Consider the following 17,440-nt stretch of genomic DNA (forward strand, 5'->3'; position numbering starts at 1 on the left):
AACAACAGGTTCAGCAGGACATAGTCAGCCAATCAATCATCCGGCCCCAAGCTCGGATCGAGATCGCGCGGCCGCACAAAGCGCGCCAGTTCCGCGCGGCCGCCATCAATCTGCGCCCAGCGATCGATGGCGATGTCCAGCCGGGCGAGCGTGGCGGTGGGGTATTTCAGCTCGGCCTCGGCGCGCAAATCGCCGCCTGGCGGCACCAGTTCCAGCAGCAGATCCTCCAGCCCCGGGTTGTGACCGACGAGCATGGCATCGGCAAATTCATCGGAGAATCCCGCGCACAATTCGATCAGCGTGGCGGAGGAGGACAGATAGATGCGGCTCTCATACACCGGCGCCAGCGGCCGGCTCATGCCGGCTTCCAGCCCCTCGATGGTCTGGCGCACCCGCACCGCAGGCGAGGCAAACACCAGCCGGTGATCGGGCATGTCGCCGCGCCGGGTCGCCGCGTTCAGCCATTGCCCGACCTTCATCGCCGCTCGCCGGCCGCGATCGTTCAATGGCCGATCGAAATCGCGCAGCAACGGATCGTCATAACCCGATTTGGCATGGCGCAGCAGCGTGAGCGTTTTCAAGTGGCACCCGGCGAAGTTGACCGACCAAGGCTTGGCATATCGCCGGACGGTTGGCCAGACGCGTTGATCCCCGCCTTCACCATGGCGACCGCCTGATCAAGCGTCACCCGATCGATCGGCACGCCGGCCGGAAACGCGCCGAGCAGCCGCGAGGGCACTGCGGGCCCCAGCAGCACGAAATGGCCGCGATCATCGGCGCGGCGGATCAGGCGGCCAAAGGCCTGCGCCAGCCGGTCCATCGTCACCCGATCATCAAATACATTGCCGCCATCGGCCAGCCGCCGTGCGGCGTGCAGCACGGTGCGGCGCGGCCATGGCACGCCTTCCATGATCACCTGCCGCAACGATTCGCCCGGCACATCCACCCCATCGCGCAAAGCATCGGTGCCCAGCAGCGACGCACCCGGTTCGGCGCGGAAGATATCCACCAGCGTGCCGGTATCGATCGGATCGACATGCTGGGCATAAAGCGGCAGCCCGGCGCGCGCCAACGGATCGGCCAGCCGCGCATGCACCGCGCGCAGCCGGGCGATCGCCGTGAACAGACCCAGCGTGCCACCGCCGGCCGCCTCGATCAGCGCGCGATAGGCATGGGCCAGCGCCGCGATATCGCGCGGTTTCACATCCGTCACGATCAGCACGCGCGCCTGGGCGGCATAATCGAACGGGCTGGTGGCGGCGAAATGCTTGGGCGGCACCGGCAGATGCGCCGCGCCGGTGCGCGCATCGGCATCGCGCCAGTCATCCGCCAGCGCGTCGGGCCGCGCCCGCAAGGTGGCCGACGTGACCACCACGCCATGCGCCTGACCCAGCACGGCACCGGCAAACGGCCGCATCGGATCAAGCCAGCGCCGCTGCACCCCCACATCCAGCAACCGGCCATCGGCGCGCGCCAGTTCCAGCCAATCGATGAAATCCGCATCGGCCGGGCCGCCCAAGCGCCCGAGCAACTGCTGCCACGCCCCCAACAGCGCACCGCGCAGCACCAGGCCGGCCCGCGCGCCTTCCACCCGCGCCCGGCCCTGGCCATCGAGCCAATCGGGCGGATCATCCAGCAACAATGCCAGCCGCGCTTCCAGTTGCGCCATCGGCCCGGCCATGCGGCCCAGCGCGGCGCTGGCGTCGCCGGCCGCCTCCACCAGCCGCGGCAGCACCTCGGCGACCTGGGTTTCCAGGCCATAGCCGCCGTCGGCATCTTCGGGCGGCGCGCGCGCCAGCACCTGGGCGCGCACCGCCGCAAACAGCGCCTCCAGCGCGCCGTCGCCGGCATCGGCCGCCACACGTTGCAACCAGGCCTCGCTGGGCAGCGCGCGCGCCGCTTCGGTGATGCGCTCGACTGCGCGCGCGGCTTCGTCGTCATAGCTGATCGCGTCGGCCAACCGCGCCGACAGGCCGCGCCGCCGGCCCCGCCCGGCCGCGCGCTCCGGGCCGAGCAGCCAGTTCTTCAGCTCCACCGCTTCACGGCCCGTCAGCGCCACGGCAAAGGTCGCGTCCGCCGCGTCGAACAGATGATGGCCTTCGTCGAAAATGATGCGGTTCAGCCCGGCGCCTTCCGCCCGGCCGCGCGCCGCGTTGATCATCACCAGCGCATGATTGGCGATCACCAGATCGGCCTGCGCCGATGCCCGCGTCGCGCGTTCGATGAAGCAACTGCGGTAATGCGGGCAGGCGGCATAGATGCACTCGCCACGCCGATCGGTCAGCCCGGCAAAGCTCATCCGCCCGAACAGCGCCGGCAGCCAGCCGGGCAGATCGCCGCCGACCATGTCGCCATCGCGGCTATATTCGGCCCAGCGCTCGGCCAGCCGCGCAAACACCGCCGCCCGCCCGCCGAAGCCGCCCTGCACGGCATCCTCCAGATTGAGCAGGCAGAGATAATTTTCGCGGCCCTTGCGCACCACCACCTTGGCGCGCCGCTCGGTGGCATCGGGCCACACGCGCGCGGTTTCGCTGTCCAACTGGCGTTGCAGCGCCTTGGTGAAGGTCGCCACCCATACCGCGCCGCCGGCCATGTCTGCCCACAGGCTGGCCGGGGCGAGATAGCCCAATGTCTTGCCGATGCCGGTCCCGGCCTCCGCCAGCACCATGTGCGGGCCATCGCCGCGCTGTCGGGGCTCGAACGCCGCGCTGACGGCGGCGGCATAGGCACGTTGCCCGTCTCGCTGTTCGGCGCCTGCGCCCACCAGACGGGCCAACTGCGCCGCCACCTCGCCGGCCGGCAGCGTCACCACGCGCGGCGCCGGGCGCGGCGCGGCTTCCTCCCACTGCGGCAACGATTGAAACACATGGCGTTCCGGCTTTTCCGGTTTGGCAATCAGGCGCAACAGGTGCGGCGCCCACGCCCAGCGTTGCCGCGCCAGGCTTTGCAATATGGTCCAGGCGCCGTGGCGTTCGGGCCAATCCTTTCGCGCCGCCAGCGCCAGCAACGCCCCGGCGGCGCGCTGCAGGAAGGCTGCATCGGCATCGCCGGCCGGTTCGGGCAGGCCCAAGGCAGCCGCCAGCCCGCGCGGCGTCGGCACACAGAAGCGCGCGGGGCACAGAAAGGCGAACAATTCCAGCAGATCGAGGCCCGACAGTTCCCCCAGCCCCAGCCGGCTGGCGGTGACCGGCGCGTTCAGCAGCAGGTGCGGGCTATCCCCGGCGCGCGCAATCGCTTCGCCGCGGCCCACCCCGCGCACGCGGCCATCGGCATCGGCGATCCACACGCCGGCATGGCTGGCGACAAGTGCCGATATGGCCAATTCAGTTGCAACCATCGGCCGCTCCCGCCACATGGGCGTCACAATGCAAGCAAGACAGAGCCATGACCATATCCGTTGAAACCATGCAGGCCGCCGCGCTGGCAAACAAGGCCTGGCCGTATGAAGAAGCCCGCAAGCTGCTGGCGCGCTATCCCGATGGCGTGCCCGCTGGCCGCGCGGTGATCTTCGAAACCGGATACGGTCCATCCGGCCTGCCGCACATCGGCACCTTCGGCGAAGTGGTGCGCACCACCATGGTGCGCCGCGCGTTCGAAGCGATGGCACCCGGCGTGCCCACCCGCCTGATCGCCTTTTCCGACGACATGGACGGGCTGCGCAAGGTGCCCGACGGCATCCCCAACCCGGAGATGCTGCGCGCCGCGCTGAACATGCCGCTCACCAAGGTGCCCGATCCCTTTGGCACGCATGCCAGTTTCGGCGCGCACAACAATGCCCGGCTGCGCGCGTTTCTGGATGGCTTCGGCTTTGACTATGAGTTCATGAGCTCCACCGACTGCTACGCCAGCGGCATGTTCGATGCGACGCTGCTGCGCATATTGGCGCATTATGATGATGTGATGGCGATCATCCTGCCCACCTTGGGCCCCGAACGCCGCGCCACCTATTCGCCGTTCCTGCCGATCGATCCGGTTTCCGGCCATGTGCTGCAGGTGCCGATCGTGGCGCGCGACGTCGATGCCGGCACCGTCACCTACATCCGCCCCGGCACCAACGACAGCGTCACCGTTCCCGTCACCGGCGGCGCCTGCAAGCTGCAATGGAAGGTCGATTGGGCGATGCGCTGGCTGGCGCTGGGCGTCGATTATGAAATGGCCGGCAAGGATCTGATCGATTCGGTCATGCTGTCGGGCAAGATCGTCCGCGCGCTGGGCGCGGTGCCGCCGGCCGGGTTCAATTACGAGCTGTTCCTCGACGGCGAAGGCGCCAAGATTTCCAAGTCCAAGGGCAATGGCCTGACCATCGAGCAATGGCTGGATTACGGCCCGCCCGAAAGCCTGGCGCTCTACATGTTCCAAAGCCCGCGCAAGGCCAAGCGCCTGCATTATGACGTGATCCCCCGGTCAATCGAGGATTATGCCGATTTCCTCGGCCGTTACCCGGAACAACCGCTGGACCAGCAGCTCGGCAACCCGGTGCACCATATCCACGAAGGCAAGCCGCCCAGCGTCGATCTGCCGGTCAGCTTCTCATTGCTGCTGAACCTCGCGTCGGTGGCGGCCACCGACGATCCCGCCCGGCTGTGGGGCTTCGTGCAACGCTATGCCCCCGGCACATCACCGGCCACACACCCGCAACTCGACCGCCTGGTCCACCACGCCGCCGCCTATGCGCGCGATTTCGTGGTGCCCACGTTGAAGCGCCGCGCGCCCACTTCGGCCGAAGCGGCGGCCCTGGCCGATCTGTCTTCACGGTTGGCGCAGGTCGGCGAAGGCGCCGAGGCCGAAGCCTATCAGACGGTCGTCTACGAAACCGGCAAGGCCGCCGGCTACGAAAACCTGCGCGACTGGTTCAAATCGCTCTACGAAATCCTCATCGGCACCCCCAACGGCCCCCGCATGGGCAGCTTCATCGCGCTTTATGGGTTGGCGCAAAGCCGGGCATTGATTGCGGATGCGTTGGAGGTCTGACGCCGCTTCGCCCACAGGGGACGACTGTCGACCCCACGCCTGCTATTCTTGGCCAACCCGAATGACGTCCTGAGCTGAACCCGATGCCTTACGATCCTGCAACGCTGCGTTTCTATTCGGATGAGGCGCCGGTCTACACGGCATCGGCGATGGGCGGCATAAGCCGGCATCTGGAAGGCTTCCTTGATCTGCTGCCGCCCGGCGCTCGGATCATGGAACTTGGTTGTGGCGGCGGGCTGGACGCCGCGTTCATGGCAAAGCGCGGATTCGACGTGCACCCCACCGATGGCACACCGGAAATAGCCGCAAAGGCCGAAGAGCGGCTTGGCATGCCGGTGCGGGTCATGCGGTTCGACGAACTCGAAGCGCGGGATGCCTATGATGCCGTCTATGCGTCTGCATCGCTCCTACACGTACCGGTCGACGATCTGCCGTCTGTGCTGACTGCTATTCACGCCGCCTTGATCCCGGGCGGATTGCACTTCGCCAGCTACAAGGGCGGCGGACAGGCTGGCCGGGACCGTTTCGGCCGTTATTTCAATTATCTCTCATATACTCAGGCCCTTCAGGCCTATCAGGCGGCAGCGCCGTGGGCCAACGTCACCGTGAAAGAAATAACGGGCGGCGGGTATGACGGTGTCCAGGGACCTTGGCTTACGGTTGTTGCGCGCAAGGCCTAGGAGCATGCGGGACGCACGTCGCCGACGCTGCCAATGAGGAAACCACTGCCTACCGGCCATTGCGATGATGCGTTCAGCGGACCAAGTGTACCTCAAACCCCAAAGACACGGCCAGAATCACCCACGACCGGTCCACTGTCCACGCCGGCAGGTACTCAATATGGCAATTAGCACGGACGCATCGAAGACCCGCCCCGTCGTGGCTCACGCGCCACTTTCGGCACGGCGATTCGCCAGAAATTCGTCAGAGCCGCCTTTGCCTTCGGTGTAGCGCTTGGCCAGCGCCCGGGCGCGCGCCACGGCTTGCGCGGCGGTGCGCAGCACCACGCCGTCTTCGGTTTCTTCCAGAAACACCGTCCCGCTGCCAGCTAGGCCAAGCCGTATGCGAACCGATAGAGGCAGGCTGATGCTCCCATCTTCGCTGACTGAAACCTGAATTGCCATGATCACGCCCTTCGCCTGAAACGGCGTTGAATATCAAGCGCCCGTTCCCCCCACGCACCGCCCCAAAACAAATGGGTCCAGGGTCGTCGACCCTGGCCGCCGGAGGCTCCTTTTTCCTTCTGCAAGTTCGATTGCGTGGTGATTTCGGCATCAACGTGCGGGAACCCCCACCCCGCTCGGCTGGCGCCGAGTCGCCCTCCCCGCAAGGGAGAGGGAGTTCACTGCTTCAACTTGAGGCGAGCCGCCTAAATCCCCAACCCACCGTCGATCGTCTGAGTCGTCCCCGTGATCATCGCAGCCGCCGGGCTGGCGAGGTACAGCACCAGCGCGGCGACTTCGTCGGTGTGGGCGTGGCGGGGGATGGCCATCGATGCGTGCATGCGTTTGGCCATCGGGCCTTCTGCCGGGTTCATGTCGGTATCCACCGGGCCGGGTTGCACGACGTTGACGGTGATACCGCGCGGGCCGAAATCGCGGGCCAGACCGCGGCCGATGCCCTGGACGGCGGATTTGGACAGCGCGTAGGCGGTGAAGCCTGCCCCCGGCACGCGATCGCCGTTCACCGAGCCGATGATGATGATGCGGCCATTGTCGTGCATCTGGCGCCCGGCCTCCACGCCGGCAAAATAGGGCGCGCGCACGTTGATATCGATCGGGCGGTCCACGGCATCGGGATCGAGCTTCAGCGGATCGCCCATGATGGCGACGCCGGCGTTGATCACCATGATATCGAGCGCGACGGCCGCGACGATGGCGGCGACCAGTTCATCGCGATTGGCGCTGTCGGCCTGCACGGCGGTGGCGCCGGTTTCGGCCGCGATGGCGGCGGCGGCATCAGCCGATCCGGAATAGCTTAACATTATGTATCTGTGTCCCTTGCCGCCGGCTGCAAATATCAAAAATGCGGCAATCATCCCAATACCAATATCGATGGTTTGAATATTTGATGTAGAACTTCGCCTTACATCAATTAGAGAATTGTCTTATCAACATTCTCGTCATCAATATCAACAATTATCAAATGCGCGTTATATTTCAGAAATTTACGGCCATAAAAATGGCCCCAGAATATATTACGGAATCAAACATTTTTTGGCAACGTCTCTGATTTCTATTTCATATTTATTTTACGATAATTTGCGCACAAGGGTCCTATCATTTCCACCTTCAAGCCATTGGCTTATTTATTGTGATTTTCTTTTCTCCAAGGGAAAATACCACCGTATTTTTGTTCCATGAACTTATTACCACTTTCAAAGAAACCGGCTTGGACAGAATCCTCTCGATTTCCTACCATATAATTTAGAGTGTATTCACCAGTATTCGTAAAATTGAGTTTATTCTGCCTCAACAAGTGCATCAATAAGCGGTCAACTTCCGGTTGTTCTTGTGGATGCCTTGCCCGTCTATACCAAATCGGTGCCAATTGAACTGCCAATTTCTTGGGTAAAAAATAACAACCAACATCAACAAAGAATTCATTTTCATTCAAACAGGTTGGCCATGATCCCAAGCTTTCGCAGTCATCATTACAAATATAATCCCCATCTTTATTTACAATTTTTCTTAGCGAAAAAGCCCAATCTTTATCTTTAACAGCATCAACCAGTGATTGAACATGATTCTCGTCAATCCAATTATCTTCGTCTAAAAAAATAAAGTAATCTGCATCAATCAGAAACGGAATAGCGCCATAAATTCTATGGCCATTGTAACCACCAGCACCCGTATTCTCGGGTAAATTAATCACGGTCTTATCGTTGTATTCGGCTAAATCGAAATTATCATAATATTGAGGACCGTCAATAACCACGACATGATTCGTCTTGTATGTTTGCTTTGATACCGATTCCAAATTTCGTTTAAGGTATTTGGTCCCAATTGTAGGTGTAACGACAGCAACTTTCAATTCACTCATGGTAATATTGGACGTGCTCGCGCCGGCCACTGCGAAGTGGCGCTCGATGGCGGCGCCGATGCCGCGTCCGCCGCCCGGCACCATCTCCGATTTGTCCGAGAAATCGCCCATGCCTGCCTCCATCCGCTGGGAACGGCCATGATGGCGCGGCGTTGTGAACCGGGCAACCCTCATTGCCCGTTCATCGAAACTGCGGGACAAGCGCCGCAACTGTCCCAATGAAAGCCTATCGCATGAAAACCGCCCTGTCCGCCCTGTTGCTGATCATCGCCATGCCGGCCAATGCCGCGGCCATTGATGCGTTCCGCACTGGCGATTGGGCAGCGGCGGTGCGCGAGGGGCGGGCGGAAAATGATGCGGGCGGGCTGATCCTGGCCGGGCGGGCGCAACTGTCCATCGCCGGCTATCAGACGGCCGACAAGGAGCGGGCGCTGGCGCAGGTGGCCGCCGCCGAAGCCGATTTCGACAAGGCATTGGCGCGTGAACCGGGCAATGTGCAAGCGCAACTGCAAAAGGCCGTCGCCATCGCCTATCGCGCCCAACTGACCCGCGGCATCAGCCTGGCCAAGGATGTCCGCCGCCGCTTTGAAACCATCCTGGCCGCCCACCCCGACAACAGCCTGGCCTGGGGCGCGCTGGGCGGCTGGCATGGCGGCGCGGTGGCGACGGTGGGCAGTTTCCTGGCCGGCACGGCACTGGGCGCGAAGAAATCCGAGATGGAACGCTGCTATGCACAGGCGCTGCGCTTGTCGCCGGGCCTGCCATCGACGCGGGTGTTCTTCGCCATCACGCTGCTGGATCTGGACCCCGGCAATGCGACGCGCGCCGCCGGCATGCTGAAGGGGCTGGACGCGCTGCCGGCGAACGACGGCTTTGAAGCCCTGCTGAAGCGGCAGGGGCTGGAACTGGCGGCGGTGCTGGCGCGCGGTGACGCGAAGGCGGCGCAGGCGACGGCGCGGCGATTGAAGGCGTTCAGCCGGATTGCGTGAAGAGGGGCAGGCTCGGGGCCGGTGCAACCCGCTCCCCAAAAGCACCACGTCATGCTGGCGAAGGCCAGCATCCATGCGCGATTTCCGCATGATTTTCGTCGTCCGTTTCAGGCTCCACGCTGGATGCTGGCCTTCGCCAGCATGACTGGGTTTGTTAAGGAGAGCCGACCCTACGTCGCCCGCTTCGCCTTCTCGTCGATCCCCGACACGCCTTCGCGGCGGGCAAGTTCGGCGCGGATATCGTCAAAGCTCAGCCCCATGTCGGCCAGCAGCACGGCGAGGTGGAACATCAGGTCGGCGGCTTCGCCCACCATCTCCGTGCGATCATCGGCAACCGCGGCGATCACCGTCTCCACGGCCTCCTCGCCCAGTTTCTGCGCCATTTTCGCGCGGCCTTTGGCGGTGAGTTTGGCGACATAGCTGCTGCCCGGATCGGCAGCGCGCCGTTCGATGATGGTGGCCAGCAACTGATCGAACCGCTCCATCAGGCCGCTCCCGCGAACGGCGCGCGCACTGGCAGGCCGGCGGCGGCCATTGCGGCGCGGGCCTGGGCGATGGTGACTTCGCCGAAATGGAAGATGGAGGCGGCCAGCACCGCCGAAGCATGGCCGTCGCGCACCCCGCTGACAAGATCGGCGACGCCGCCCACGCCGCCCGATGCCACCACCGGCACCGGCACTGCATCGGCGATGGCGCGGGTGAGCGCCAGGTCATAGCCGGCCTTGGTGCCGTCGCGGTCCATCGAGGTGAGCAGGATTTCGCCGGCGCCCAGCTTCGCGGCGTCGATGGCATAGGCCACCGCATCGATGCCGGTGGGGGTGCGGCCGCCGTGGGTGAAAATCTCCCATTTGCCGGGCGCGGTCTGCTTGGCGTCCACCGCCACCACCACGCATTGTTCACCAAAGCGCATGGCGAGTTCACCGATCAGCGCGGGCCGCGCCACCGCGGCGCTGTTCACCGCCACCTTGTCGGCCCCGGCCAGCAGCAGCGCACGGGCATCCTCGACCGAACGCACGCCGCCACCGACGGTCAAGGGCATGAAGCAGACATCGGCGGTGCGCTCGACCATGGCGATCAGCGTGCCGCGATTTTCGTGGCTGGCGGTGATGTCGAGGAAACACAGCTCGTCAGCGCCGGCGGCATCATAGGCGGCAGCGGCCTGCACCGGATCGCCGGCATCGCGCAGTTCGACGAAGTTCACGCCCTTGACCACGCGGCCACCCGCCACATCGAGGCAGGGGATGATGCGGACCGCGAGCGTCATGCCGCGACCCTTATGGCCTCGGCCAGATCAAGCCTGCCATCATAAAGCGCGCGCCCGGTGATGACGCCTTCGATCCCGGCCTGGCCGACCAGCGCGTGGATATCGGCGATGCTGGCCACCCCGCCCGACGCGATCACCGGCAGCGACGTGGCCGCCGCCAGCGCCACGGTGGCCTCGATATTCACGCCCTTCAGCATGCCGTCGCGGCCGACATCAGTGAACAGCACCGCCGCCACCCCGGCATCCTCGAAACGCCTGGCCAGATTGGCGACTGGTAGCGCCGAGACATCGGCCCAGCCGCGCGTGGCGACCATGCCGTCCTTCGCGTCCACCGCCACGACGATGCAGCCCGGATGATCGGCGGCAAGGCCGCGCACCAGATCTTGATTGTCGAGCGCCGCGGTGCCCATCACCACGCGCCACACGCCGGCCGCCAGCCAGCCCTCCACATGCGCGGCAGTGCGGATGCCGCCGCCAACCTGCACCTTGCCGGAGCCAAAGCCACGCAGCGCCGACTTCACGCCATCGGCGTTGCGGCTGTCGCCGGCGAACGCGCCATCCAGATCAACGACATGCAGATGCGTGGCCCCCGCCGCGCGGAACAGCGCCGCCTGTGCAGCCGGATCGTCGGCATAAACCGTGGCACGGTTCATGTCACCTTCGGCCAGGCGCACGCACTGGCCGCCCTTCAGATCGATGGCGGGAAAGACGATCATGATGCCAACCAACTCTGCAGGAAGGCGAGGCCATAGGCCTGGCTTTTTTCCGGGTGAAACTGCACACCCGTGATGTGCCCGCGTTTCACGATGGCGGCAAATTCGCCGCCATGGTCGCTCACCGCCTGGGTATCGTCGGCGTCAAACGGCCCAAAGGCAAAGCTGTGCACGAAATAGGCATCGCCGGCCGGCACCGGCGCGTCCTTCACCGGCGTGACGCGGTTCCAGCCCATGTGCGGGATTTTCAGGCCCGGGTCCGCCGGTTGCAGCCGGCTGACGATGCCGGGCAGCCAGCCGAGCCCGGCGTGCACGCCATGTTCATGGCCTTCGCTGGCCAGCAATTGCATGCCGACACAGATGCCCAGAAACGGCACGCCGCGCTGGTTCACCGCTTCGTTCAGCGCCGCCTCGATCCCGGTGCGTTCCCTGAGCTGATTGATGCACTGGGCAAAGGCGCCGACGCCGGGCAGCACGATGCGCGCAGCATCGGCAATCGCGGCCGGATCATCGGTCACCACCACGTCCGCGCCTGCCCGTTCCAGCGCGCGCGCCGCCGATCGCAGATTGCCAGCGCCGTAATCGATAACTGCCACCGTTTTGGGCGCAACCCGATCAGGCACCACCAAGCGTTCCCTTGGTGCTGGGGATCGCATCGGCCTTGCGCGGGTCAATGGCCACCGCCGCCCGCAAGGCGCGCGCGACGCCCTTGAAGCAGCTTTCGGCGATGTGGTGATTGTTCACGCCATAGAGCGTTTCGATGTGCAGCGTGATGCCAGCGCTGCCGGCAAAGGCCGCGAAGAATTCCTTGAACATCTCGGTATCGAGCGTGCCCAGCTTGGGCTGGCTGAACGATGTGCGCCACACCAGATAGGGACGCCCGGAAATATCCAGGGCCACGCGGGTGAGCGTTTCGTCCATCGGGATCAGCGCGTCGCCATAGCGCGTGATGCCGCGCCGGTCGCCCAGCGCACGTGCCACCGCTTCGCCCAGCGCGATGCCGGTGTCTTCGGTGGTGTGATGGCCATCGATGTGCAGATCGCCGCTCGTTTTCACGGTCAGATCGATCAGGCTGTGCCGCGACAATTGTTCGAGCATGTGATCGAGAAAGCCGATGCCGGTGGACACGTCATACACGCCGCTGCCGTCAAGATTGACGGTGACGGCGACATCGGTTTCCTTGGTGGCCCGATGGATGCTGGCAATGCGTGGGTTCAACGGTCTGCTCCTTGCGCGCTGCGCCTAGAGCATTGCTACACATGCGGCAAGGCTGGGCCTGAACCACCTCAAAAGCTGAATTTAAATCGGCCATTTCGGCCAATTGTCAATGTACCTGCGGATATCAAGTCCATCCCAATTAAAATATCAAATCCAGCGTTAGGACCACAGTCGAATTCTGGACCCTCTATGTCTTTCTCAACAAAATGAATGTGGGGGTTTGTTCCGCCAAATTCATTCGCCTGCATATCAACAAACCCGATTCGAAATAAGTAATAGTTGTGCAGATTTACGCCGCCAACTCCTTGTATAGGTAAAACACCTAATGGAGAAAGACCGATTTTGGAAGCAGCCCTTGGAGTGATACAGGTTGTCTGCGCCCCGGTATCAAATAGTCCGTCCAAAACTTGAAGATTGAACGGATTCGACATAGAAAAAGAGTCTGGTCTAGCCTGCGGCGGTAGCACCGGTCGCAACGCCAAAGGCACTATTACCTGCGATCGATTATGCTGCCCTTGTATATCCGGCATGAGAGAAGAACCCTAAGTCGACGGCCTTAGACTCTACCTTTTGCACAGAAAAAAGACCATCTTCAAATTTCTCCTCACCGGCACCGAATGCTTCGATGGCAGTGTTAAACAGCCCAGCACATTGTCCATCACGTAGAAGAACGTACTGACCAAAATTTGTCGCTAAAAGGGTCGGGAGAAGCACTTCAAACGCTTCATAGTTCGACCGAACAACCCTTTGTTTTTCAGTCAAAATCATTTCTTTAGCCCTAGATTAACCCCGCACCCTTAAGGTATCATTCCAGAGATGGTAGTGTCTACAAAAAATCCTTGACATGTGCGACGAACTGAGTCCGCCGTGACTCGTTGGACACAAAAAGTGGCAAATCTGTCACACTAACGAGATTCAGAATCAATTTGGCCAGCTATCTCCCTGTCATCACGAAGTCGGCGGGGTTCTTGCCGTGGGCATCCGCATAGAAACCCTGGATGATCGCCAGATCGGCGGCATAATCGCCGCTCGGCCACAAGGTCGCCGGCATGCGCACCGTCTTGGTGGCGTAATCCATCACCGCAAAGCTGATCGGCACGTTCGCGCCCACGGCGATGTGGTAGAAACCGGATTTCCACTTCTCCACCGCGCTGCGCGTGCCTTCCGGCGGGATCACCAGGAACAGGCTGTCGGTGGCGGCGAAGGCCTGTTTCATGGCGGCGACGACATCATTGGATTGGCTGCGATCGATGGGGATGCAGCCCGTCCAGCGCACCAGCCAGCCGAACGGGCCCTGCGTCAGGCTTTTCTTGCCCATGTACCGCAACCGCACCCGCCAGGCGCCGGCCGCCGCCAGCATCCAGATGCCATCCCAGTTCGATGTGTGCGGCGCCGCCGTCACCACCATCTTGGCGTCGGCCGGCCAGCTGCCGGCGATTTTCCAGCCGCCCAGCCACAGCGCGAAGCGGCCAACCAGGTGCCACAGCGCCAGCCCCGGCCCGCCGGGCGGCGCCGGGCGAGCGCGCGCGAGATCATGGGTGATGAGGGTGCCGGGCGCTGCCATAGGGGTTTCTACCAGCCCCAAGCTGGTCTGCGCCAGCCTGCGACAAAGGATCGGCCTCTTTCATCGCCCGGCGCGCGCCCTACATAGGCGTATCAGCAGTATCGGACGACCAAATGAGCGAACTCCCCCAATTTCACGGCACCACCATCGTTTCGGTGCGCAAGAATGGCCAGGTGGTCGTCGCCGGCGATGGCCAGGTGACGATGGGCCAGACGGTGATGAAACCCAACGCCCGCAAGGTCCGCCGCCTCGGCGCCAAGGGCGAGGTGATCGGCGGTTTCGCCGGCGCCACCGCCGACGCCTTCACCCTGTTCGAACGGCTGGAGGCCAAATTGGAGCGCCACCCCGGCCAATTGCTGCGCGCCGCCGTCGAACTGGCCAAGGATTGGCGCAGCGATCGCTATCTGCGCCGGCTGGAAGCGATGATGATCGTCGCCGATGCGCAGGTGACGCTGGTGATCACCGGCAATGGCGATGTGCTGGAGCCGGTGGGCGGCATTGCCGCCATCGGTTCGGGCGGCAATTTCGCGCTCGCCGCCGCGCGCGCTCTGGCCGACAGTGATCATGATGCCGAAGCCATCGCCCGGCGCGCCATGAAGATCGCCGCCGATCTGTGTGTCTATACCAACGAGGAATTGACCTTGGAAATCATTGCCCACGGGGCCGAAGCGTGAGCGAAACCCTGACCCCCCGCGCCATTGTTGCAGCGCTCGATCGCCATATCGTCGGCCAGGATGATGCCAAGCGCGCCGTCGCCGTGGCGCTGCGCAACCGCTGGCGCCGGCAGCAATTGCCCGACGATCTGCGCGACGAAGTGGTGCCCAAGAATATCCTGATGATCGGCCCCACCGGCTGCGGCAAGACCGAGATCAGCCGCCGGCTCGCCAGGCTGGCCGGCGCGCCATTCATCAAGATCGAAGCCACCAAATTCACCGAGGTCGGCTATGTCGGCCGTGATGTCGATTCGATCATCCGCGATCTGGTGGAGGAATCGATCCGGCTGGTGCGCGAAACCCGCCGCGCCGGCGTGAAGGACAAGGCCGAGGAGGCCGCCATGGCGCGCCTGCTCGATGCACTGGTCGGCAAGGATGCCAGCGAGGCCACGCGCATCGCCTTTCGCCAGCGGTTCGAGGCCGGCGATCTGAAAGGCCGCGAGGTCGAGATCGAGGTGCAGGAAAGCGCACCGAATTTCGAAATGCCCGGCATGCAGCCCGGCCAGGTCGGCATGATCAACCTGTCCGACATGATGGCCAAGGCCATGGGCGGCCGCACCAAACGTCGCAAGATGAAGGTGGAGGCCGCCTGGGACGCGCTGCTGGCCGAGGAATCCGACAAGCGGCTGGATGACGATGAAATCACCCGCGAAGCCGTGCGCAATGCCGAAGCCAACGGCATCGTCTTCCTCGACGAGATCGACAAGATCGCCGTATCCGATGTGCGCGGCGGCAGCGTGAGCCGCGAAGGCGTTCAGCGCGATCTGCTCCCCCTGATCGAAGGCACCACCGTCTCGACCAAGTACGGCCCGGTGAAGACCGACCATGTGCTGTTTATCGCGTCGGGCGCCTTCCATGTCGCCAAGCCGTCCGATCTGCTGCCCGAATTGCAAGGCCGCCTGCCCATCCGCGTCGAACTGAAAGGCCTGACCGAAGCCGATTTCCGCCGCATCCTGACCGATACCGAAGCCAGCCTGATCCGCCAATATGCGGCACTGCTGGCCACCGAAGGCGTGACGCTGACCGTGTCCGACGATGGCATCAATGCCATCGCCCGCATCGCCGCCCAAGTGAACGAAACCGTGGAAAATATCGGCGCCCGCCGCCTGCACACCGTGCTGGAAAAACTGCTGGAGCAGATCAGCTTCGATGCGGATGAACGGCGGGGCGAGACGGTGACGGTGGACGAGACCATGGTCACCGCCGAACTGGGCGCCATCGCAGGCAACAGCGACTTGTCGAAATATATCCTATAGATCGTCCAGCCGTGAGGCATTGCGAGCGACCAGCGCAGCACGTTCGGCGATGCTGTTCGCGAACAAATCGAGCATCGGGCCGGGGCCGGCCGGCATTACAGCCACCTGCGTTGCCGAAGCGCCAATATGCTTTGTCACCTGATGGCACACGGCTTTGACGCGTTTGAGGGTGGCAGGCACCGCCAGCCCGGCCGCCTGGGCAAAGCGCCGCCAATGCTTGCCGGTTATGTGCGCGCCTACCCGCTCGTCGCCAACGCGCTGGGCATGGTTGCGCGTGATCCCGGGCCATTCAATTCCGCTCATCAGGTCGTAAAGTGGCGTCAAACGAGGAGGCTGCTGGTCGAGGAACAGGCTGTAATTCTTGGCATGAGAATCGACATTGCCGATGGCGATATTGAAGATCACCGCATCGAGCAGCCGGATCGTGTCGGCAGCCGTCATATGCTGCCTGACCAGATCAAACAGCATTTGCAGCGAGGGCCCGGGACGACCGGTCTGATTGTTTTCGTATTTCTCACCAGGTGTGCGGCCTAACGCCTGACAAAAATCCTCCTGATGGCGGCGCAGCACCAGATCGCCAGACCTGGTGCGATCAAATCGTTCAACCATCAGATACGTGCGGTCGCCGGCAATGCCGGTCGTGACCGGCGCGACTGGCAGGCGACAGCGCGCGGCCAGCACCATACACAAAGCCTCATTCTGCACGCTGCCGTGCAGCCGGTGATTGTCCGGCTTGAGAATATGAGTGGAAGCAGCGCCATCGGCCGGGATGAACAGCTGGTCATCGAAAATGGCGACCGGTAGTTTCTCTTGTGCACCGGCAAGGCTCATTGCCACGCCTTCATCTCCGATCAGAAACGGGCGCGCGGGCAATTCGTTTATGATCCTGCCCAGATCATCTGCATCACCAATAGGCAGATACCGCCCCGGCGATGGCGGTGCGAACGACAATCCACCGGACAGATCTCGACCCAGCGCGCGGATTTGACCGATCACATCGTCGGCGGCCATGCCCAATCGCCGACGGGCCATTATTCCCGGCTCGCCTTCGGGCAGCAGGTTCATCAGCCAGGGCAACAGCCGATCCGCAACATGTTCAGCCTGGGTGAGCGGCATTGACAGCGAGATGGGCCATGACGCCGGATTGGACAACCATGCCGGCGTGTAACGCAGATGGCCGCCATCGACATCAGGCACGATATCGGCAACTTGGCCGAAGTCTGACCAGATCGGGATGGTCACTCTGGTTGTCTTTTGACGTGGCCTGCAATGACGATGCGCAGCCCAACGGCATGGGCGGCTGCCAGTGCCATGCCTAGCCTGACGGTCGGCTTGCCGGCTTCCAGTTCGACGATGAAGCGCTCACCGCTGCCGATCGCAAGTGCCAACTCGCGCTGTGTCAGGCCCACATGCTTTCGGGAGGCCGCAATTTCCTTGGCCAGTTCTGCTACGGTAAGCATGGTGCGTCGTCCCTTTCATCCCGATCGGGAATATAGACACAACTCTAAGCCTTTGCCAACAAGATACTTCCCGATCGGGAAGCTTGATGCAGATCACGGTCCGAACAGGCGCTGACGTTCCCGATCGGGAAGACTGTACGGATTCCGCCACAAACCAGTGCCCCCCTGCGTTGCCAACAAGCTCGGAGCCAAATTACTCGGGTTCACGCCGGGTCGGCCGAGGTCTTTTTCGCAGCAAGCTTCTTCGCCG

The 17,440-nt window shown here is 63.2% G+C and carries 20 protein-coding genes; 5 read left to right on the forward strand and 15 right to left on the reverse strand.

Annotated features, from left to right (window positions below; all coding sequences use genetic code 11):
* Window positions 1–32: 32 nt before the first annotated feature.
* Together ABWP22_RS01405 and ABWP22_RS01410 are read right to left on the reverse strand one after the other, a co-directional pair.
* Window positions 33–581, reverse strand: a complete 549-nt coding sequence (locus ABWP22_RS01405) for a SixA phosphatase family protein (RefSeq protein ID WP_353198137.1) — start codon at window positions 579–581, stop codon at window positions 33–35.
* Complete coding sequence (locus ABWP22_RS01410) at window positions 578–3,337, reverse strand: ATP-dependent DNA helicase (RefSeq protein ID WP_353198138.1); 2,760 nt, start codon at window positions 3,335–3,337, stop codon at window positions 578–580. Before ABWP22_RS01410 ends, ABWP22_RS01405 begins: the two co-directional genes overlap by 4 nt.
* Before the next feature lie 47 nt (window positions 3,338–3,384).
* Here ABWP22_RS01410 and ABWP22_RS01415 point away from each other — a divergent pair, with 47 nt between their 5' ends.
* Window positions 3,385–4,971 carry a lysine--tRNA ligase gene (locus ABWP22_RS01415; protein WP_353198139.1) on the forward strand — a complete coding sequence of 529 codons (1,587 nt, stop codon included), beginning with the start codon at window positions 3,385–3,387 and terminating at the stop codon, window positions 4,969–4,971.
* A gap of 83 nt (window positions 4,972–5,054) precedes the next feature.
* Window positions 5,055–5,651 (forward strand): class I SAM-dependent methyltransferase, encoded by a 597-nt coding sequence (locus ABWP22_RS01420; protein WP_353198140.1) that lies wholly within the window; start codon window positions 5,055–5,057, stop codon window positions 5,649–5,651.
* A 204-nt stretch (window positions 5,652–5,855) separates the two neighbouring features.
* Here ABWP22_RS01420 and ABWP22_RS01425 read toward each other — a convergent pair whose 3' ends face one another.
* From ABWP22_RS01425 to ABWP22_RS01435, 3 genes are all read right to left on the reverse strand, one after another.
* On the reverse strand, window positions 5,856–6,095 hold the full coding sequence (locus ABWP22_RS01425; RefSeq protein ID WP_353198141.1) for an AbrB/MazE/SpoVT family DNA-binding domain-containing protein: 240 nt from the start codon (window positions 6,093–6,095) through the stop codon (window positions 5,856–5,858).
* Window positions 6,096–6,340: 245 nt separating this feature from the next.
* Window positions 6,341–7,009: an SDR family oxidoreductase gene (locus ABWP22_RS01430; RefSeq protein ID WP_353198142.1), complete on the reverse strand. Its 669-nt coding sequence runs from the start codon at window positions 7,007–7,009 to the stop codon at window positions 6,341–6,343.
* A gap of 266 nt (window positions 7,010–7,275) precedes the next feature.
* Window positions 7,276–8,214, reverse strand: coding sequence for a glycosyltransferase family 2 protein (locus ABWP22_RS01435; RefSeq protein WP_353198143.1), 939 nt, complete (start codon window positions 8,212–8,214; stop codon window positions 7,276–7,278).
* A gap of 32 nt (window positions 8,215–8,246) precedes the next feature.
* On the opposite strand from ABWP22_RS01435, the gene ABWP22_RS01440 reads away from it, so the two are divergent.
* On the forward strand, window positions 8,247–9,002 hold the full coding sequence (locus ABWP22_RS01440) for a tetratricopeptide repeat protein (protein ID WP_353198144.1): 756 nt from the start codon (window positions 8,247–8,249) through the stop codon (window positions 9,000–9,002).
* Between the two features lie 170 nt (window positions 9,003–9,172).
* Here ABWP22_RS01440 and ABWP22_RS01445 read toward each other — a convergent pair whose 3' ends face one another.
* The 8 genes from ABWP22_RS01445 to ABWP22_RS01480 all read right to left on the reverse strand — a co-directional run bounded on the left by ABWP22_RS01445 (window position 9,173) and on the right by ABWP22_RS01480 (window position 13,761).
* Complete coding sequence (locus ABWP22_RS01445) at window positions 9,173–9,487, reverse strand: phosphoribosyl-ATP diphosphatase (protein WP_353198145.1); 315 nt, start codon at window positions 9,485–9,487, stop codon at window positions 9,173–9,175.
* Complete coding sequence (gene hisF, locus ABWP22_RS01450; RefSeq protein WP_353198146.1) at window positions 9,487–10,266, reverse strand: imidazole glycerol phosphate synthase subunit HisF; 780 nt, start codon at window positions 10,264–10,266, stop codon at window positions 9,487–9,489. The genes ABWP22_RS01445 and hisF overlap by 1 nt, the downstream gene beginning before the upstream one ends.
* On the reverse strand, window positions 10,263–10,982 hold the full coding sequence (gene hisA / locus ABWP22_RS01455; protein ID WP_353198147.1) for a 1-(5-phosphoribosyl)-5-[(5-phosphoribosylamino)methylideneamino]imidazole-4-carboxamide isomerase: 720 nt from the start codon (window positions 10,980–10,982) through the stop codon (window positions 10,263–10,265). The genes hisF and hisA overlap by 4 nt, the downstream gene beginning before the upstream one ends.
* Complete coding sequence (hisH, locus tag ABWP22_RS01460; RefSeq protein WP_353198148.1) at window positions 10,979–11,635, reverse strand: imidazole glycerol phosphate synthase subunit HisH; 657 nt, start codon at window positions 11,633–11,635, stop codon at window positions 10,979–10,981. The genes hisA and hisH overlap by 4 nt, the downstream gene beginning before the upstream one ends.
* The gene (hisB, locus tag ABWP22_RS01465) at window positions 11,595–12,197 is read right to left on the reverse strand and encodes an imidazoleglycerol-phosphate dehydratase HisB (RefSeq protein ID WP_353198149.1); all 603 of its coding nucleotides are present in this window, start codon (window positions 12,195–12,197) and stop codon (window positions 11,595–11,597) included. The genes hisH and hisB overlap by 41 nt, the downstream gene beginning before the upstream one ends.
* Window positions 12,198–12,265: 68 nt before the next feature.
* Complete coding sequence (locus ABWP22_RS01470; protein WP_353198150.1) at window positions 12,266–12,628, reverse strand: aspartyl protease family protein; 363 nt, start codon at window positions 12,626–12,628, stop codon at window positions 12,266–12,268.
* Window positions 12,629–12,701: 73 nt separating this feature from the next.
* Window positions 12,702–12,965 carry a hypothetical protein gene (locus ABWP22_RS01475; RefSeq protein ID WP_353198151.1) on the reverse strand — a complete coding sequence of 88 codons (264 nt, stop codon included), beginning with the start codon at window positions 12,963–12,965 and terminating at the stop codon, window positions 12,702–12,704.
* 166 nt (window positions 12,966–13,131) lie between these two features.
* Window positions 13,132–13,761 carry a 1-acyl-sn-glycerol-3-phosphate acyltransferase gene (locus ABWP22_RS01480; RefSeq protein WP_353198152.1) on the reverse strand — a complete coding sequence of 210 codons (630 nt, stop codon included), beginning with the start codon at window positions 13,759–13,761 and terminating at the stop codon, window positions 13,132–13,134.
* 113 nt (window positions 13,762–13,874) lie between these two features.
* Between ABWP22_RS01480 and hslV the strand changes: the two genes are divergently transcribed.
* Both hslV and hslU read left to right on the forward strand, forming a co-directional pair.
* Complete coding sequence (gene hslV, locus ABWP22_RS01485) at window positions 13,875–14,435, forward strand: ATP-dependent protease subunit HslV (protein WP_353198153.1); 561 nt, start codon at window positions 13,875–13,877, stop codon at window positions 14,433–14,435.
* On the forward strand, window positions 14,432–15,730 hold the full coding sequence (gene hslU / locus ABWP22_RS01490; RefSeq protein WP_353198154.1) for an ATP-dependent protease ATPase subunit HslU: 1,299 nt from the start codon (window positions 14,432–14,434) through the stop codon (window positions 15,728–15,730). Before hslV ends, hslU begins: the two co-directional genes overlap by 4 nt.
* Here the strand turns inward: hslU and ABWP22_RS01495 are convergent.
* Together ABWP22_RS01495 and ABWP22_RS01500 are read right to left on the reverse strand one after the other, a co-directional pair.
* Window positions 15,725–16,972 (reverse strand): type II toxin-antitoxin system HipA family toxin, encoded by a 1,248-nt coding sequence (locus tag ABWP22_RS01495; RefSeq protein WP_353198155.1) that lies wholly within the window; start codon window positions 16,970–16,972, stop codon window positions 15,725–15,727. The two genes, hslU and ABWP22_RS01495, sit on opposite strands and share 6 nt — an antisense overlap.
* Window positions 16,969–17,190 carry a helix-turn-helix domain-containing protein gene (locus ABWP22_RS01500; RefSeq protein WP_353198156.1) on the reverse strand — a complete coding sequence of 74 codons (222 nt, stop codon included), beginning with the start codon at window positions 17,188–17,190 and terminating at the stop codon, window positions 16,969–16,971. Before ABWP22_RS01500 ends, ABWP22_RS01495 begins: the two co-directional genes overlap by 4 nt.
* Window positions 17,191–17,440 lie beyond the last annotated feature (250 nt).

The organism is Sandarakinorhabdus sp., assembly GCF_040398665.1.
Taxonomy (GTDB): Bacteria; Pseudomonadota; Alphaproteobacteria; order Sphingomonadales; family Sphingomonadaceae; genus Sandarakinorhabdus.

Bases quoted from the DNA above. Each gene is read 5' to 3' on its own strand.
- ABWP22_RS01500 (WP_353198156.1), bottom strand. From the start codon at position 17,190: ATGCTTACCGTAGCAGAACTGGCCAAGGAAATTGCGGCCTCCCGAAAG.
- ABWP22_RS01415 (WP_353198139.1), top strand. From the start codon at position 3,385: ATGACCATATCCGTTGAAACCATGCAGGCCGCCGCGCTGGCAAACAAG.
- hslV (WP_353198153.1), top strand. From the start codon at position 13,875: ATGAGCGAACTCCCCCAATTTCACGGCACCACCATCGTTTCGGTGCGC.
- ABWP22_RS01425 (WP_353198141.1), bottom strand. From the start codon at position 6,095: ATGGCAATTCAGGTTTCAGTCAGCGAAGATGGGAGCATCAGCCTGCCT.
- ABWP22_RS01420 (WP_353198140.1), top strand. From the start codon at position 5,055: ATGCCTTACGATCCTGCAACGCTGCGTTTCTATTCGGATGAGGCGCCG.
- ABWP22_RS01475 (WP_353198151.1), bottom strand. From the start codon at position 12,965: ATGATTTTGACTGAAAAACAAAGGGTTGTTCGGTCGAACTATGAAGCG.
- ABWP22_RS01410 (WP_353198138.1), bottom strand. From the start codon at position 3,337: ATGGTTGCAACTGAATTGGCCATATCGGCACTTGTCGCCAGCCATGCC.
- hisA (WP_353198147.1), bottom strand. From the start codon at position 10,982: ATGATCGTCTTTCCCGCCATCGATCTGAAGGGCGGCCAGTGCGTGCGC.
- ABWP22_RS01440 (WP_353198144.1), top strand. From the start codon at position 8,247: ATGAAAACCGCCCTGTCCGCCCTGTTGCTGATCATCGCCATGCCGGCC.
- hisH (WP_353198148.1), bottom strand. From the start codon at position 11,635: ATGCGATCCCCAGCACCAAGGGAACGCTTGGTGGTGCCTGATCGGGTT.
- ABWP22_RS01430 (WP_353198142.1), bottom strand. From the start codon at position 7,009: ATGATTGCCGCATTTTTGATATTTGCAGCCGGCGGCAAGGGACACAGA.
- ABWP22_RS01480 (WP_353198152.1), bottom strand. From the start codon at position 13,761: ATGGCAGCGCCCGGCACCCTCATCACCCATGATCTCGCGCGCGCTCGC.
- ABWP22_RS01470 (WP_353198150.1), bottom strand. From the start codon at position 12,628: ATGTCGAATCCGTTCAATCTTCAAGTTTTGGACGGACTATTTGATACC.
- ABWP22_RS01445 (WP_353198145.1), bottom strand. From the start codon at position 9,487: ATGGAGCGGTTCGATCAGTTGCTGGCCACCATCATCGAACGGCGCGCT.
- hisF (WP_353198146.1), bottom strand. From the start codon at position 10,266: ATGACGCTCGCGGTCCGCATCATCCCCTGCCTCGATGTGGCGGGTGGC.